This window comes from Lactobacillus sp., from assembly GCF_051893255.1.
Taxonomy (GTDB): Bacteria; Bacillota; Bacilli; order Lactobacillales; family Lactobacillaceae; genus Lactobacillus.
Genome location: NZ_JBJFHB010000058.1, coordinates 1 through 15211, shown reverse-complemented (window position 1 = coordinate 15211; position 15211 = coordinate 1). Strand labels below are relative to the sequence as shown.

The window sequence follows — 15211 nt, the reverse complement described above, 5'->3', positions numbered from 1 at the left end:
TTAAAACTTGCCGGAGTTGGTTAATTCGCCCCTCTTCGGCATGACTTCCTTGTTGACCCAGTGCTCAGCAATCTTGCCGCCTTCTAAGCGGAAGATGTCGAACATGGCGTAAGCCGTACCAGCAATGGTGACTTGGGAATAGCTTACAACGTAGTTGCCCTGGCCGATGACCTTGAAGACAAAGTCGTAAGTCACGTCATTGTCCTTCAGGTAGTCCAGGTAGCTGACCGCATCGTGCTCGACGTAATTGTCCTTAACAAAATCATTAAAGCGCGAATAGTCGTGATTTTGCATGACATAGGTCAAGAAAAGACGGATTTTTGCCTTATTTTGCTCAGTTTGATTTTCGTCTTCGATTTGGAAGTCGCCAAAAATCGGGTCTACCGCTGGCTTTTCCTGTGGATAAGCATCGATCACGTCCCAGTGCTCGACAATCCTCCCCTGGTCATCGGCTTTAAAAATGTCGGCCGTGATCCACTGGGCCTGGCCGCCGTTCAATTTTTGGTAAACGTGCTGGAAGACGTATGGACCATCTTCAAAAGTGCGAACAATCTGGATTTCCCGCTCAGGGTTTCGCTTGTGGAAGTCTTGGAAAAATTCCTTGAACCCCGCCTTGCCGTCCTTGACCCCGGTGCTGTGCTGGGTATAGCTTTCGCCCATGTAGTTGTCCAGGACTTCGTCGATGTGGCCGTCGCGGATCCCTCTTAAGTATAGGTTAGTAGCGTTTTGCATTTGTTTTGACATGTGGTTTGCCTTTTTGATGTAACTTTATTCATTACATTAACTATACTCGTTCAAAAATCAGCTGTCAACATTTCAGTTATATTCGTTTTGCTAAGATTCAAACTTTTTGTAAGCAAAAGCACTTATGCCATACCATTTTTTCCAAAAAATTACCGTTCACAAGCCACTTGGTACCGTTTACCTTAGTTTGTCCAAATTTAACCCAAGGCTTGTTATACTTAAGTTAATCAAAGCGAAAGGAGGAAAGCAGATGAAGATTAATTGTCACGTCGATGAAAATCTTGACGAAGAGCGCGCCGAGATTTGGGTGAAAGAGATGACCCCGGAACTGGCTAACCTGATCAGGTACCTAGACAGCAAAAAGCAGGTCCTCTGGTGCTACCAAGGCGATGAGCTGAAGCCAATTGCTTTTAGCGAGATCTACGCTATCCAGACGGCTGATCACGGGCTGGACGTGTCAACGGCAAGCAGCCACTATACCTACTACAAACAGTTGGCCAGCGTAAAAGAACTGCTATCTAATGACTTCGTCGAAGCCTCCAGGAGCGCCTTTTTCAACTTCAACTACATCGATCATTTAGTTTTACTGGATAACGGCGCCATCGACGTCGTGTTGAAAAATCAGCAGCGGATTCCGATTTCCCGCCGCAAGATGAAGAATTTGAAAGAGCGGATCGGATTGTAGAAAGGATGCACCTATTATGAAAAAGTATGTATTGCCGATTCTGCGCGGCATGTTTTTAGGCATTGCTATCGGGTTAGGCTTTTCCCTCTTCTTTTGCTACCTGTACAGGGCTAAGACCTACTACCCATCATCCCCAGCCTTCGTAAACAAATTTGACCGTCCCCTAAACGCCATGGCGGTTTCCGTCTTGCTCTGGATGCTGATGGGCCTGGTCTTCAGCGCCGGGGCTTACATTTTTTCCATTAAATCCTGGTCGCCGCTCAAGCAGACTATCATCAACTTCCTGATCTACTACTTGGGCTTCAGCCCACTAGCAGTATGGGCTGGCTGGTTTCCAATGACTTGGCCGAACTTCGGCATCTTTACCCTGATCTTTATCCTGACTTACGTGATTGTTTGGACGATCAGCTCCCACATCGCGAAGAAGGAGGTCCAGCAGATCAACGATCAGCTGAAGAAGTAACTGCAAAAAGTACTTGACGTCACAGCAAGGACTTTTTGCTTGGCTAACGAAGGTTGGGGGAATTGGACGACAAAGCAGCCTCGGCTAACGAGATCGCGGGGCAGCGATCCACCCAAAACACCCTCGGCTAACGAGATTCCGGGGCACGGACTGCGTAAAACGGCCTCGGCTAACGAGATTGCGGAGCACGACCCACGTAAAAAGGCTTCGGCTAACAAGATTGCGGGGCACGACCTGCGCAAAACGGCCATGGCTACGTTGTCAGGGGGCACCAACCTACCCAAAACCACCATGGCTACGTTGTCAGGGGGCACTTACCTACCAAAAATCGCTATGGCTACGTCGTCAGGGGGCACCAACCTACCCAAAACCACCATGGCTACATTGTCAGGGGGCACCAACCTACCCAATATTGCCATGGCTACGTTGTCAGGGGGCACCAACCTACCCAAAATCGCCACGGCTACCGCCAATTAAGACAAAAAAAAAGATCAAGGTTTCCAAATCCGGAAACCTTGATCTTTTAATTATTCTTCAACAGTAGTTGGAACCTTTGGTACGCGTGGGTAAGCTGGTGCTGGGTCAGCAACTCTTCTAGTTGGGTAAGATTCTCTGCTTACCAAAGACTTCTTAGTAGCTGAGCTAGTCTTTGATGATGAACTAGTTGAAGCAACCTTCTTGCTAGTCTTCTTTGATGATGACTTAGCTACGGCCTTCTTAGCTGCCTTTTTAGTGGTTTTCTTAGCAACCTTCTTCTTAGCTGCCTTCTTCTTGGCTACCTTTTTAACGGACTTCTTAGTAGCGGCGCTAACCGTAGCAGTTTGGCTTGGCAATACGGCGCCAACGCCCGCAGCCAAAGTAGCAGCAACAGCAATATTTGCAAGAATTTTAATTACTTTAGTCATCATCTTCACCACAATCACATTAATTCGCACATCTTTTAACTAATTAGATTGTATCACCGATTGATAAGGAGTTCTAATTACTTTTTATCAATCTTTCAGGCCAAGGCAGCCCCGATGGCTGCGGTCAATCCGGCAACTATGTCGCCTAAATTCATAGATGGTTGGTTATACTCGTTTGTTACCTGACTTGGCAAAAAAGGAATGTGGATGAAACCGGCTTTAAGCCAAGGAAATTCCTTATCGCGCATGTACTGGACCTGGTACATGACGTGGTTGCAGACATAGGTGCCGGCCGTGGTTGACACGCGGGCAGGCAAACCAGCTTCGCGAATAGCCTTGACCATCTTTTTGACAGGAAGCTGGGTGAAGTAGGCAGCGGGACCATCAATGTGGATGGTGCGGTCGATTGGCTGGAAACCGGCATTATCAGGGATGCTCCCATCGTCAAAATTGATGGCGACTAGCTCCGGGGTAATTGCCGCACGTCCCCCGGCTTGGCCAATGTTGATGACATAATAGGGATGATTTTTGATAATGGCTTCGTGAATAAGCTCAGCGCTCTTGTCAAAAATGGTCGGGATCTCAAGCTTGATAATCTGCGCGCCGGCGATCTCGTCAGGCAGCCACTTGACGGCTTCGATCGCGGGATTGACCTGCTCTCCGCCAAAGGGATCAAAGCCAGTAACTAAAACTTTCATAATATCTCCTTTTCCTATCGATTATGCCACTAGATCCCTAACTTAAATCTGCCATGGACCACATTGTCGACTTGCAAAAGGTCATATCTTTCAACATCAACTCTAATTTTACTTTTTTCAGTCAAATCATCGATCTCTTGTCCATCTGGCTCTAGGCAAAAAATATTTTCGTCACCATCTGCTAATTCCAAAAATGATATTGATTCAATTGACCTTTTTCCAAGAACTGTAAATTCGGTTCCTGTTTTAGCCAAATCGCCTAAAATGCCAATCACAATATTGTATGATTGACCAACTTTCAAGAAAGCAAAGTCATCATTTCCAATTAGATCTGAATCGTCAAATACTGTAATTTCTTGCCCTTTAGAACTTTCAAAAATAATATCTCTAGTAAACTCATATGGAATTATTTTTTTTACTGTATACATTTTTTCCTCTTTTTTCCTCTACTAATTCTATAAAATGTGACGATGTATCCATTATCACCATATGCTAACAAATACTCATTACCATTTCTTTTATAAAGAAAAACATCACATAATTGTTTCCCTTCATTGCGTTCGATATGTCGTAACGGCTTTTGAGAAGATAGCTCCTTAATTAGTTCAATAATATTCTCACCTTTAAAATTGTTCTTATGCCCTTTCAGAATATGTTGAAGGCCAGATCTATCATTTCCATTTTCTAACCATATAAGCTTGCCGTTATAGTTTTTAGTTATTAGAATAACATCTTTTTCAGAGAACTTGGCACCGCTATGCCGCAATTCGTTCATCAATTCAGTTGGCTTAAATCTCTTTTCAGCACCTTCGGTGTTTAAATATCCTTTGTACCCTGACCCCATTTAGCATGCCTTTCCTGTTTTACTAAAATATTCCTGCCAACTTGGATATCTTGTAAATTTAATGATATTTTTGTATGGACCAAAAATATCATTGGGCATACTACCATAAACTAGAACTTCTCTTGGACGGACAGACTCTAGTGCAATTTCAAGTCCAGACTCAAATAGCTCTCTCTTTTCAACATCATGAATCTGACCATAAGTTCCAATCGCACAAATTTGATTTTTGGGTATTCCTACAAAAGCAAAATCGTACGATCTTTTATCACCCCATCGCAAATTTGGAATCACTTCAATTCCGGCGGATTGCAATTCTGCAGCTACACGATTCTTCTCAAAAACAGCCATTTTTTGCAAAATTAAAGGTTCATCTGCAAAAATACTGTAATCTGGTTGAACAACTGAACCCGCTAATTTTAAAGATGGTATTATTTTATGTATTTTTTCTTCTTTTAGCTGACTTTCAAATTTTTTATCCCATTCGTAAAAGCAAACCGAGTCTATGAGTGATGCTTTGTTGCGATCAGAAAAACGAATCATTTGAAATGGTCTTACAAAATCAAATCGTTGCTTTTGTAAAATTGGAAATTCGTCACCATTAGTAAACTTTAAATTAATTATTCTGTCCAATTTTGCCTCCTGTGTATCAGAATTAAAGTTTTCAAGCAAAATTCTCAGAACCATGTTAAAATTAATGTGAAAATAGAGATCTTAACAAGGTTCTTTATCTGACAGTTGTTGGCGCAACTGTCTTTTTTGTGCTTTCGCTATTTTACCGACATTAAATATGTGTCAATTGATAATTGGCTGCTCTTTCTGAAACCTTGCATTTATTTATAATATCATCTTTATCCATTGTCTTTATTTGAGAATATGGCATTAGAAATTCCCCTGCAAAACATTCGGCTTGCCATTCAGGATTCTCATATCTCTTCAGTGTGCCTTCTTCCCTACTATAAAGTACTAATGTATTTCTCTGATGGAGCAATATGTGAAAGATTTCATGCGCAATACTCATTCTATCCCTACCACAATTATGAATTGCTCCAATATAAACCGATTCTTTAATGAAGATAGTATGCTTATCAATATCAGATTATGCTTGAACATTTTTTTCAAGAACGTTGTCATCTACTACTTCGAAAGAAAAAGCAGGCTCTGCATCACACATTAATTCTAAAACTTTAGTAATATCTACGTAGAGTTGACCTTGTGGGATTCCCAACTCATCTCTTAAAGCTTTTGCAATATTCCTAATATCTTTCCGAGATTTTGGAACAGTACGATAATTACTCTCATAGCTAATCACTCTCATCATCTCCTTTCAAAATTTTCTTAATTCTTTGAACTTGTTCATCTGTTAAATCATCAAATTTTCTAGCAAACATTAATGTAGCCTCTTGCTTTTCAGGTGAAAATGAAGAAAGATCAATTTTGCTAACGCTCTTACTTTTAGCATAAAGCAACTCCTTCTGTTGTTCTTGTGTAAGGTGATAGTTTTCTATTATCTTATTTATCAATGAATCTGAGGCTTTTTTATGTCCATTTTCAACGCTTGATAAAAATGCTGAACTAATGCCAAGATTCTCTGCCATATCATAAAGTCGCTCATCATGATCGATCCTTATCTTTCTTAGGTATTTTCCAAGTGCTGTAGTTGCCATAATACTTCTCCTCAAAAATTTTTTAGCAAAATAGGGAAAAAGTTAAGCAAGTGCCAGAAAATGAAAAGTTAATCATTATTCTTGTATGTAGTTGTTAGTGAACACAACTTTTCCCTTAGTTATATATTAACCTTTTTTGGTAAAAAATATCAACCACTAAAGTAAAAGCAATTGAGTAATAGCTAAAAAGCTCAAGACAATAGTTAAAAAAGCGAGCATGACGCCGCCTCCCCCCTCACCCCTCATTGACAAACTCCCGCCATCAGTGTTAGATTATGATAAAAATCTTAATCAATATTTAATGCATCTACCAATCTTCCAGCATAGTAAGGAGGAAACCATGAAGAAAGCAGCATCCCTAGGGGCCGCCCTCGCAGCTGGGCTCATGCTCACTGCCTGCGGCAAATCCAATACATCCACCGCCAAAACCACGCTGAACCTGATGGAAAGCGACACCATCGCCACTTTTGACCAATCAGCCAGCACCACCGTCCCGATCTGGGACGTCTTGCAACAGATGAACGATGGCCTTTTCCGCGCGGATAAAAACAACAAACCCGTTGCCGCCTTGGCCAAGAAGACCGTCAAGTCTAACGGCGGCAAGCGCTATACCTTCTACCTCAGAAGCGCTAAATGGTCCAATGGCGACGAAGTGACTGCTGAAGACTTCGTAACCGCTTGGAGACGAGGGGTGGCACCAACTTCTCTGTCCGGCTACAGCTACATCTACCAAGGCATCAAGAACGCTACTGCCATTCAAAATGGCAAAAAGAAGGCTTCTACCCTTGGCGTCAAAGCAGTAGGCACGCACAAGCTGGTGGTTGACCTGGAATACCCAATTCCAACCTTTACGGAAAAATTGACCATGACCTCCTTCTTGCCGCAAGACACCAAGCTGGTCAAGAAATATGGCAAAAAGTACGGCACGAGCATGAAGACTTTTGCCTCTAACGGCGCCTTCAAACTGGGCAGCTGGAAGGCTGGTGCTAACACCTGGACCCTGGTCAAAAATCCAAATTACTACGCCAAGTCTGAAGTCAAGCTGACCAAGATCAAGTACCAAGTGGTCAAAGAAGCCAACACCGCCCACCAGCTCTTCCAGCAAGGCAGCCTAGACGACGCCATGATCACCGGGACCACTGCCCAAGGCTTGAAGAATGACAAGCACCTCAAGTACGTGGACCGGTCCGGCAACTACTTCATCAGAACCAACCAAGCTAAGGGCAAAGTTTTAGCCAACGCTAAGCTGCGCCAAGCCCTCTACCTGGTCATCAACCGCAAGCAATTAGCGGAAAAAGTCATGGCAAACGGCTCAAAGCCTTCATACACTTACTCTTCCCCAGGTGCTGCCAACTACCCTGGCACTAACAAGGACTTCGCCACTGTGGCCAAGCCTAAGGAAACCTACAATGTTGCTAAGGCTAAAAAGCTGTGGAAGGAAGGCTTGAAGGAACTGGGCAAGTCCAGTGTCACCTTGACCTTAGTTGGCTACGACACGTCAACTGACAAGAACCAGGCAGAATTTTTACAATCGCAAATCGAAAGCAAGCTGCCAAACGTGAAGATTGAAGTCAAGTCCTTGCCATTCATGTCTGCCTACAACTTGGCCGTTAAGGGGCAATTTGACCTGCAACTGAGCTACTGGATGAACGACTACGCCGACCCAATGAGCGAGCTGGAAACCCAAGAATTGACCAACTCCCACAACTTCGGCAAGTACACCAACGCCAACTTTAACAAGCAGCTCAGTTTGGCCAAGTCCGAAAATGCCTCCTCTAAGAAGGCTTACTTTAAGAACCTGCTCAATGCCCAAAAGCAGCTAAGCAGAGACAACCCAGTTATCCCGCTGTGTACGGAAGTTGAAGACCACCTGGTCAACTCCAAGCTTAAGGGCGTTTTGTGGCACACAACCGGGGTTTCCGACTACACCCGGGCCTACTTCAATTAAGGAGGGGCCATGGCTACTACAACTTTTTGGATGAAAAATGGGGCAAAAATCGTTGTTGAGCTTTTGCCAGACGCTGCGCCCAACACCTGCGCCAGCTTCGTCTGGGCGATTAAGCACCACATCTATGATGGCCATGCCATCCAACGGATAGTCCCTGGCAAGTGGGTGGATTTAAGCTACAATGCTTTTGGCAAAAAAGAAGCCAAGTACCTCATCCCTAGCGAATTTGACCTCCACCCAGAGCTCACCCCCCTGCCGGTTAAGGCCGGCACCATCTGCATGGGCGGGTATGGTGAAATGGGCTTGGCCGGCTGTGAAGTCTTCTTTCCTTTAACTGACCAAGCGCAGCTGACCGGCACCTACCCTGTCTTTGGCAAAATCGTCAGCGGGATGGACGAGATCCAGCGCCTGGGCCAGGTTAAAACCCGACCAGTAACCGACTTCCCCTATGACGATGTGGAAGTTAACGAACCTATCATCCCTGAAATTATTGAAAAAGTCACCCTGGACCCAGCAGACTTCAGCCTGCCAGACCCAGACAGAATGAAACAACAAGAATTGCCGCTAACCTGGCGGTAGCAGAAAAGGACAAGCCTAAGCTTGTCCTTTTTTAGCTTGAGGATTAAGCTTTAGTTTGCCAAAAAGTGTGCCTCAACCCAACACCAAAACCAAAAGAGCAAGATCCCAACTTGGATCTTGCTCTTTCCTTTACCCTTCCACCTTGACCGCAATCGCTTCGTAAGGCTTCAAGGTCAATTTTTCCGGCAGGGTCAAATCCCCTTGCCCATAGTTGCTGATCAAGACCTGCGCCGCCAAGCCCCGGACTTCTTCTGGCAGGGCCACTTCGTGCTCGCTCCCATAGAAATTGGTCAAAACCAGCAGCTTCTCGCGCCGGCCGTCCAAGTACCGCTTATAGCCCAGCACCTGCGGGTCGTCTTTTAAGACCATCTGGATGTGGCCATCTGAAACCAGCTCCTCGCTCTTTCTCAAGGCGATCAGCTTTTGGTAGTAGGCAAAAATCTCCCCGCTCGCCAGCTCCTTTTTCACGTTGATCCGGTCCTGGTCAGTCGGCCGGAGCCATGGCGTTGCCTGGCTAAAGCCGGCATACTGGCTGTCATCCCAGTGCATCGGCACCCGGGAGTTGTCCCGCGCCTTGGTCTTGACGATGGCAAAAGCCTCTTCTTCGCTCATCCCTTTTGCCAATAGCTCGCGGTAAGCATTGATGCATTCCACGTCTACATAGTCGTCAATCGAACTGTAATCTGGGTCAATCATCCCGATTTCTTCGCCCATGTAGATGTATGGCGTCCCCTTCATCAGGTGCGTGGCCGTCGCCAGCATCTCCGCCGACTTTTCCCGGTACTTGCCGGTGTCGCCAAATCTCGTCAAGGCCCAGGGCTGGTCGTGGTTGTTCCAAAAGAGCGCGTTCCAGCCGCCTCCTTGGTCCATTTTTTCCTGCCAGTCAGTAAAAAGTTCCTTCAGCTTCATGAAGTCAAATGGCACCTTGGACCACTTTTCCCCGTCTTTATAGTCCACCTTCAAGTGGTGGAAGTTGAAGACCATGGAGAGCTCGTGCTCAGCAGGATTGGAGTATTCGATAGAGTTCGGGATCGTGGTTGACGACATTTCGCCAACCGTGATACTGCCCGCATCTTGCCCGAAGCTTTCCCGGTTTAATTCTTTCAAAAATTGGTGAACGACCGGGGTATCCGTGTAAAGGCTCTTTTCTTGAGCTGGGTCACCGGTCGAGTCCACCAAGCTTTCGTCTTTCCCGATGACGTTGATGACGTCAAAACGGAAGCCGTGCACGCCCTTGGCCCGCCAAAAGTTGACGACCTTAGCGCATTCTTTTCGCACTTCAGGGTTGTGCCAGTCTAGGTCTGCTTGAGTTGGGTCGTAGAGGTGGAGGTAGTAGTAGTCGGTGTCGCCAAACTTGGCCCAGGCAGGTCCGCCGAACTTGCTCTGCCAGTTGTTAGGCAGGCTGCCGTCGGCCTTGGCCTTTCTTAAATAGAAAAACTTTTGGTACTTTTCATCCCCGGCCAGGGCCTTTTGAAACCATTCGTGCTCGGTTGAGCAGTGGTTGAAGACCATGTCCAGCATGACGCCCACGCCGATTTCCTTTAACTTGGCCACCAGCTCCTCAAAGTCAGCCATGGTGCCAAAACGGGGGTCAATCCGGTAGTAGTCCGCAATGTCGTAGCCGTTGTCGTTTTGCGGCGATACGAAAAAGGGATTGAACCAGATCATGTCCACGTTCAGCTTCTTGATGTAGTCGATCTTGTCGATAATCCCGCGCAGGTCGCCCACGCCGACGCCGTTAGCATCGTAAAAAGACTTTGGGTAGATCTGGTAGATCACCTTTTGGCCAAGTTTGTTCATTTCTTCATCCTCGTATTGTCTTCTGCTTTTTAACATCTGATTTCTCGTGCCCCAGTTAAAACTTAATCTTCTGCCGTCTGGCAAAGTCAACGAACTTAAACTTTTGGGGGTCGTGAAAGGACAGGGTCAACTGGAACAAGGTCGTATCTGCCAAAAAGTTTTGGCTGGCCACCAGGACCACATCGCCTTTGATGTCCAATTTCTTTTGCACGTCAGCGTCAGCCTTTTCCACCGTGATTACCTTGGTGGCGTAGGAAATGTCCAGCCCCAGCTGCTTTTCTAGGTAATCGTAGACGGACTTTTCCGCTGCTGCTTGCGGCAAGTCGGTCACCGGCGGGTTAAAAAGAAAGTCGCAGTCGAGCACTTCCGCTTCGCCCTTGATCAGCCGCCGCCGCTCCAGGTAAAAGCCAGGCGCACTCTCAATCTCTGGGAACTTTTCTTTAAAAAGGTCTGGCAACTCATCCATTTTTTCCAAAGCCAAAACTTCCGTCTTAGCCTCCATCCCCAGGGTCTGGTTCAGTTCCGCAAAACTGGTAATGGCCGAAATGGGAAAAGCATACTTGCTTAAGTCCAGTACGATTGAGCCCTTGCCCTTGATCTTCTGGATCAGGCCCAGGTCGGTCAATTGCTTCAAAGCCTTCCTTACCGTTTCCCGCGAAGCCCCGTAGAGCTCGGAGAGCTGATTTTCGCTGGGCAGCTGGTCGCCGCCCTTGTATTGCTGATACTTTATCTTGGATGCGATGTCTTGTGCGATCAAATCCGCTTTACTCTGCGCCATCTTGATCCTTCCTTTCCTCGATCTGCTTTGATTATATACCATCTGTATGTACAAGTGCAAATAATTTTTGGCCTTGTTTTTTAGTTAAAGAAAACGACTTCAAAAAAGTTCTTGACAACTTGTATAGACAAGTTTAAGATTAGAGTCAGTTAAAGAAAACACTTACAAACGAAAACGGAGAAAGTTAACATGAGTGAGAAAGAGACGATTTTCAGTCCGGCTACTGGGGAAGTAGTAGCATTGGATAAAACCAGCGACCCAATTTTTAGCCAGGGAATCATGGGGCAAGGCTTCGGCGTGAGCCCTACTGATGGGCAAGTCCTGGCGCCAGTTTCTGGGAAAATTTCCATGATTGCCAAGACCAAGCACGCGGTCGGCATCGTAACTGACACCGGATTAGAAGTCCTGGTCCACATGGGGATCGACACGGTTCAATTAAATGGGGAAGGCTTTGACGTTAAGGTGACCGAAGGTCAAGAAGTCAAGGCAGGCCAAGCCATCGCCCAGATGGACCTGGATTTGATTAAGGGTAAAAATCTAGCCACAACCATCATGACCTTGGTTACCAACTCTGGCGACAAGCTGTCCGGCCTAGACCTATCTGAAGGCCCAGCCCAAGCCGGCGACCAGGTAGCAACCGCCTACTTGCAAGAGGCTGCCGCAGAAGACACGACAAACAAGAAGCTGTCCTATGATGAACTGGCAACTTTTATCATTAAAAACGTCGGCGGGAAAGACAACATCAAGAGCCTGATCCACTGCATCACCCGCTTGCGCTTTTACCTGAAAGACGAAAGCAAGGCTAACGACGACATTTTGAAAAAGCAGCGCGGGATCTTGGACGTGATGCACGCCGGCGGCCAGTACCAAGTGGTCATCGGCAACGAAGTTACTAACGTTTATGACGCTGTCATGGCGCAGCTCCCTGAACTGGAAGACGCAGACAGCGCTGATGAGCCAGCAAGTACGGATGACGGCAAGAACCCAGTCAGCCGGGCCTTTGGCAACCTGATCGGCTTCATCACCGGCTCCATGAGTCCAGTTGTCGGCGTAATCGCCGCTTCCGGGATCATCAAGGGCCTGCTCGCCCTCTTGACCCTGCCCCAGCTCGGCGCCCTCTTAAACACTAAGAGCACGGTCTACATCACGGTCAGCGCCATGGCCGACTCTGCCTTTTACTTCTTGCCAATCCTGGTTGGCTTCAGCGCCGCAAAAAAGCTGAAGAGTGATCCAATCGTAGCCGCGGTAATCGGCGGTTTCATCACCTACCCGCAAATCATCACTTGGGGCAGCCAAGGCAAGACCATGTTCAGTCTTGGTGCATGGCACTTTAACTTCCTTAGTTACTCTTACTCCATCTTCCCAATGATCTTGGCTGCTTACCTGGCTGCTAAGTGCGAGAAGTGGCTGAAAAAAGTATTGCCAAGCTACCTGCAGATGATTTTTGTCCCAATGTTCACCATCTTGATCGTGTCCACCATCACTATCGTGGTAACGGGGCCAGTCATCCAAGGTGCAGCCAACGGGATTGCGGCCTTCATCAACTGGCTGGTGCTCTCCAGTGGCTGGATCGGCGGCTTGGTCATCGGGGCCTTCTACCAATTGCTGGTTATCTTCGGCCTGCACTGGGGCGTGGTGCCGCTGGTTGCGCAGCAAATCGCTGGCAGCGGCCAAAGTGCTTTGAACGCCATCATTTCTGCAACCATGGTTTCTCAAGGGGCAGCCGTTTTAGCAGTTGCCATTAAGTCTAAAAAGGCTGATTTAAAGGAACTCGGGATCGCCGCAGCCGTTAGTGCCTTCTGCGGGGTTACCGAACCAGCCATCTACGGGGTTAACCTCCGCTACAAGAAGGTCTTCGCTTCTGGCTGCGTGGGTTCAGCCGTCGGCGGCTTGATCACCGGCTTGATGCACGGGACCATGTACGGGTTTACGGGCGGCTTGATCGGCTTCTCCAGCTTCTTCAACCCGAAGAACCCAAGCGACTTGAACAGCTTCTACACCTTCTTAATCGCCAGTGCCGCATCCATCGTGGTGGCCTTCATCGTTACCTGGGTTTGGGGCTACAATGACGACATGACCATGGGTCAAAAGGTTGAAAAGAAGAAGCGCCCAGGCACTAAGTAAGCAACACTTTCCTCTTAAAAACTGAAAACGCGTAAAAAAGACGTACCGGTTGGTACGTCTTTTTGCTTGCTAAGATTTTTTGGTAAATAGGTTGGGGTCTTGCCAAAAAGTCCTAATTGTCTCTTTCAGCGTCGCCAAAATAATCTCCAGCATCAATTCCACAAAGGCACTGCTGTCAACTTCCTCATCCGCCTTGCCCAAGGCATCATAGTACTCTTGCTGACGGCTACGGATCAGTTCTTCAATCGGCAGCCAGTAAAAAAGCTCATTCCACTTGCCCAAAAGCATGCTGTGCCACATCCGCCCCATCCGGCCATTGCCATCAGCGAAGGGGTGGATAAACTCAAATTCATAGTGGAAGATCGCACTTTTAATCAAGGGATGCATCCCTGAACTTTGGTACCAGTCAAAAAGTGCCTGGATCTCTCCCGGGACCAGTCTAGCCGGCGGCGCAATGTGGATTACTTTTTCACCATCAAAAACGCCAACTCCGCCTAACCGGAACTTGCCGTTTTCCTTGATCAAGCCAGCCATCATCATTTTGTGGGCCCTGAGCAGGTCTTTGACTGAATAAGGATCAAGCGTGAGCATCATTTCATAGGCATCATAGGCGTTTTTGACTTCCCGAATTTCGTTGGGATTGCCTAGAACCCTTTTGCCGTTTAAAATGGCTGTCACCTGCTCTAAAGACAGGGAATTGTGCTCAATTGCAAGCGATGAATGGATTGTCTTAATTCGGTTTTCCTTTCTCAGGTGCGGATTAAGGTTGCCGTGTGAGAGCACCGCAATTCTGCCAACCTGCTCACTAATTTCAGCAACCAGGTTGGTAATGCGATCAGTCATGTGAAAGGGCGGTTGGTAATCTAACATAATTTCTTACTTTCAATCTACTGACTATTAAGCCCGCTTACGCCTACTTGAATTCTCAAATAGCTCTGATTCAGTATCAAGTAAAATTTGTACCAGTACCTTATAATCTAGGTACTGGATGTCGTACAGTCCCTCATGGATCTTTTGGGCAAGGTTGCTGTGATAGTAAATATCCATCGCTTCTTCTAACGACAAGTGCTTGACCTCGGCCAAACGAGAGATGATCCGCTCCTCAAGCCGCTCTTGGTAATATTTTTCTAAAACATCATCGTTCATATCATTCAACCTCCTCATATCTTTTAAAACTAAGTAACTGGTCGATAGAATTTTGAGTAATAAAGGCAATCTGATCGTAAGTCGGGTAGACACGAATTTCCTTAATTGCCCTTGCTTTATCCCAGATTCCGCTGTGATAGAAGTCTACAACACGAAACACCTTATCGTCAGCAACTTTCCCCTTAATGAGATCAAATTGCCGATAGTCTTGGTTCCCATCACGACACTTACATACAAAGTCAATCCAAGTATCTAGGTCTCCGTCAAAATCTTTAAATTTAAAGCCACCCATGTCTTCTTTTAATTCATAGACATTAAGGATAGCTGGAGAATCAGTCTTAGAGAAAGCCGCCTTTCTTTTGGCCCACTTTTCTGCCTGTTCTTTAACAGTCGTTACATAAAAACCTCTCCCAAAATCTAAATCTCTAAAGGAATGGTTTACATCTGGATGCTCTACAACTGTGTCTGAACCGTGATAAACGATCATACTTTCACTCCTCGCTCGCTAAGATATTTTTCGAGGTCATGAACCACGTATTGCGTACTTTGTGTGTGCAAGATGTCGGCATAAGGGATCAGGTAATTATCTAAGCAGCCACTATCTTTCAGGATTTGATAAGCCTTAGATGGGCTAACTTGCCACTGATCCGCACATGCATGAATTATGTACACTACAAAAGAAAAAGTATCCTGATCCATCACAAATCACCTCACATCACTTGCTATTTCACAGTAAATTTTATCATAAAGGACAGCTTTCTCCTGTCCAAAAACAGACAAAAAACGTACCCCAGCCATATGCTAGAGGTACGCTTTTTTAAGCCTTTTCCACT

General features: G+C 46.3%; 20 protein-coding genes. 5 read left to right on the top strand and 15 right to left on the bottom strand.

Translation table 11 applies throughout. The features are described from left to right. The gene (locus ACI4WN_RS04985) at positions 1-744 is read right to left on the bottom strand and encodes a nuclear transport factor 2 family protein (RefSeq protein WP_439777239.1); all 744 of its coding nucleotides are present in this window, start codon (positions 742-744) and stop codon (positions 1-3) included. A 250-nt stretch (positions 745-994) separates the two neighbouring features. Here ACI4WN_RS04985 and ACI4WN_RS04980 point away from each other — a divergent pair, with 250 nt between their 5' ends. Together ACI4WN_RS04980 and ACI4WN_RS04975 are read left to right on the top strand one after the other, a co-directional pair. Continuing rightward, positions 995-1429 carry a LytTR family DNA-binding domain-containing protein gene (locus ACI4WN_RS04980; RefSeq protein ID WP_439777238.1) on the top strand — a complete coding sequence of 145 codons (435 nt, stop codon included), beginning with the start codon at positions 995-997 and terminating at the stop codon, positions 1427-1429. A 16-nt stretch (positions 1430-1445) separates the two neighbouring features. Further along, a complete protein-coding gene (locus tag ACI4WN_RS04975) occupies positions 1446-1892 on the top strand; it encodes a DUF3021 domain-containing protein (protein ID WP_439777237.1) in 447 nt (148 codons plus the stop codon). Positions 1893-2419: 527 nt separating this feature from the next. Here the strand turns inward: ACI4WN_RS04975 and ACI4WN_RS04970 are convergent. The 8 genes from ACI4WN_RS04970 to ACI4WN_RS04935 form a co-directional block, all read right to left on the bottom strand. Beyond that, positions 2420-2797, bottom strand: a complete 378-nt coding sequence (locus ACI4WN_RS04970) for a hypothetical protein (RefSeq protein WP_439777236.1) — start codon at positions 2795-2797, stop codon at positions 2420-2422. 95 nt (positions 2798-2892) lie between these two features. Then, entirely contained in the window at positions 2893-3495 is a 603-nt protein-coding gene (gene pcp, locus ACI4WN_RS04965; protein ID WP_439777235.1) for a pyroglutamyl-peptidase I, read from the bottom strand. A gap of 29 nt (positions 3496-3524) precedes the next feature. Continuing rightward, positions 3525-3923, bottom strand: a complete 399-nt coding sequence (locus tag ACI4WN_RS04960) for a hypothetical protein (RefSeq protein WP_439777234.1) — start codon at positions 3921-3923, stop codon at positions 3525-3527. After that, entirely contained in the window at positions 3911-4339 is a 429-nt protein-coding gene (locus ACI4WN_RS04955; protein WP_439777233.1) for a hypothetical protein, read from the bottom strand. Before ACI4WN_RS04955 ends, ACI4WN_RS04960 begins: the two co-directional genes overlap by 13 nt. Further along, entirely contained in the window at positions 4340-4969 is a 630-nt protein-coding gene (locus ACI4WN_RS04950; protein WP_439777232.1) for a DUF4417 domain-containing protein, read from the bottom strand. It abuts the gene before it with no gap. Between the two features lie 151 nt (positions 4970-5120). Next, positions 5121-5408 (bottom strand): ImmA/IrrE family metallo-endopeptidase, encoded by a 288-nt coding sequence (locus ACI4WN_RS04945; protein WP_439777249.1) that lies wholly within the window; start codon positions 5406-5408, stop codon positions 5121-5123. 27 nt (positions 5409-5435) lie between these two features. Continuing rightward, on the bottom strand, positions 5436-5648 hold the full coding sequence (locus tag ACI4WN_RS04940; RefSeq protein ID WP_439777231.1) for a hypothetical protein: 213 nt from the start codon (positions 5646-5648) through the stop codon (positions 5436-5438). Next, positions 5641-6003 (bottom strand): helix-turn-helix domain-containing protein, encoded by a 363-nt coding sequence (locus ACI4WN_RS04935; RefSeq protein WP_439777230.1) that lies wholly within the window; start codon positions 6001-6003, stop codon positions 5641-5643. Before ACI4WN_RS04935 ends, ACI4WN_RS04940 begins: the two co-directional genes overlap by 8 nt. A 340-nt stretch (positions 6004-6343) precedes the next feature. Between ACI4WN_RS04935 and ACI4WN_RS04930 the strand changes: the two genes are divergently transcribed. Together ACI4WN_RS04930 and ACI4WN_RS04925 are read left to right on the top strand one after the other, a co-directional pair. Continuing rightward, positions 6344-7951 (top strand): peptide ABC transporter substrate-binding protein, encoded by a 1608-nt coding sequence (locus ACI4WN_RS04930; protein ID WP_439777229.1) that lies wholly within the window; start codon positions 6344-6346, stop codon positions 7949-7951. 9 nt (positions 7952-7960) lie between these two features. Continuing rightward, a complete protein-coding gene (locus ACI4WN_RS04925; protein WP_439777228.1) occupies positions 7961-8530 on the top strand; it encodes a peptidylprolyl isomerase in 570 nt (189 codons plus the stop codon). A 129-nt stretch (positions 8531-8659) separates the two neighbouring features. On the opposite strand, the gene treC is transcribed toward ACI4WN_RS04925, so the two are convergent. Both treC and treR read right to left on the bottom strand, forming a co-directional pair. Further along, on the bottom strand, positions 8660-10330 hold the full coding sequence (gene treC, locus ACI4WN_RS04920) for an alpha,alpha-phosphotrehalase (RefSeq protein ID WP_439777248.1): 1671 nt from the start codon (positions 10328-10330) through the stop codon (positions 8660-8662). A 55-nt stretch (positions 10331-10385) separates the two neighbouring features. Further along, on the bottom strand, positions 10386-11108 hold the full coding sequence (gene treR, locus ACI4WN_RS04915) for a trehalose operon repressor (RefSeq protein ID WP_439777227.1): 723 nt from the start codon (positions 11106-11108) through the stop codon (positions 10386-10388). Positions 11109-11297: 189 nt separating this feature from the next. On the opposite strand from treR, the gene ACI4WN_RS04910 reads away from it, so the two are divergent. Then, positions 11298-13232: a glucose PTS transporter subunit IIA gene (locus ACI4WN_RS04910; protein ID WP_439777226.1), complete on the top strand. Its 1935-nt coding sequence runs from the start codon at positions 11298-11300 to the stop codon at positions 13230-13232. A 69-nt stretch (positions 13233-13301) separates the two neighbouring features. On the opposite strand, the gene ACI4WN_RS04905 is transcribed toward ACI4WN_RS04910, so the two are convergent. Genes ACI4WN_RS04905 through ACI4WN_RS04890 form a run of 4 tightly spaced genes read right to left on the bottom strand, consistent with a single transcriptional unit; the run spans position 13302 to position 15077 of the window. Continuing rightward, positions 13302-14102, bottom strand: coding sequence for a Fic family protein (locus ACI4WN_RS04905; protein ID WP_439777225.1), 801 nt, complete (start codon positions 14100-14102; stop codon positions 13302-13304). A 27-nt stretch (positions 14103-14129) separates the two neighbouring features. Then, complete coding sequence (locus ACI4WN_RS04900) at positions 14130-14378, bottom strand: hypothetical protein (RefSeq protein ID WP_439777224.1); 249 nt, start codon at positions 14376-14378, stop codon at positions 14130-14132. Between the two features lies 1 nt (position 14379). After that, on the bottom strand, positions 14380-14865 hold the full coding sequence (locus ACI4WN_RS04895) for a DUF3990 domain-containing protein (protein WP_439777223.1): 486 nt from the start codon (positions 14863-14865) through the stop codon (positions 14380-14382). Then, positions 14862-15077, bottom strand: coding sequence for a DUF3791 domain-containing protein (locus ACI4WN_RS04890; protein WP_439777222.1), 216 nt, complete (start codon positions 15075-15077; stop codon positions 14862-14864). Before ACI4WN_RS04890 ends, ACI4WN_RS04895 begins: the two co-directional genes overlap by 4 nt. Positions 15078-15211 lie beyond the last annotated feature (134 nt).